This window comes from Ferrovum myxofaciens (genome assembly GCF_000735045.1).
Classification (GTDB): Bacteria; Pseudomonadota; Gammaproteobacteria; order Burkholderiales; family Ferrovaceae; genus Ferrovum; species Ferrovum myxofaciens.
Genome location: NZ_JPOQ01000470.1, coordinates 1 through 253, shown reverse-complemented (window position 1 = coordinate 253; position 253 = coordinate 1). Strand labels below are relative to the sequence as shown.

Here is a 253-nt window from a genome sequence, read left to right as displayed (position 1 = left end):
CCTGCCCCTGAACCTCAACCCCGGACAGGAATCCTTGAACTCAAACTCGATCTGGGTGGTGGGGTGGTACTGACCCTCACCAGAAACTGATGTTCTTTGCCGAAGCCAGGGTCCGGGTCTTCATCTGCGGTCAACCTGTAGATGCCCGCAAGTCCTATGACGGACTCTATGCCCTGGCACGCAACGAGATGAAGCAGGATCCCCTGAGCGGACACCTGTTCTGCTTCATCAATCGGCGTGCCAACCAGGTCAA

Annotated in this window: 1 protein-coding gene; it reads left to right on the top strand. The window is 56.9% G+C overall.

Annotated features, from left to right (window positions below; translation table 11 throughout):
- Positions 1–89: 89 nt before the first annotated feature.
- A partial coding sequence (gene tnpB, locus IV91_RS19925) for an IS66 family insertion sequence element accessory protein TnpB (RefSeq protein ID WP_031599556.1) occupies positions 90–253 on the top strand: 164 nt, incomplete at its 3' end.